At 46.2% G+C, this 266-nt stretch carries 1 pseudogene; it reads right to left on the bottom strand.

Annotation, left to right across the window (positions count from 1 at the left end):
• Window positions 1-266: pseudogene (locus MN204_RS20805) on the bottom strand (UDP-glucose--hexose-1-phosphate uridylyltransferase); the annotation flags it as partial.

Raw genomic sequence — 266 nt, 5'->3', positions numbered from 1 at the left:
CGGCCAACGGACAATATCAGCTCGAATATCCGGAAAGGCCGGCATTGGAATTTCGCATTCTGTCGGCGCCTTCATCAACGGAAAAACATGGCGTCCACCTTGAAAATGTTCTTGTGACAAAATTGATCCACCAACGATTGGCAAATCCGCATTCGAGCCCACAAAGTACATTGGATAGCGTTCAACAATCGTCAGCAAGTTTTCAAACGTTGATTGATTGATCACCATCGTCTCGCGTTCAAAGTCAACAAAAATCGCATGCTCCC

Origin of the sequence: Oceanobacillus saliphilus (genome assembly GCF_023522835.1) — a bacterium.
GTDB lineage: Bacteria > Bacillota > Bacilli > Bacillales > Amphibacillaceae > Oceanobacillus > Oceanobacillus saliphilus.
The sequence above is the reverse complement of the archived record's forward strand: the minus strand, read 5'-3'. Positions and strand labels throughout refer to the sequence as shown.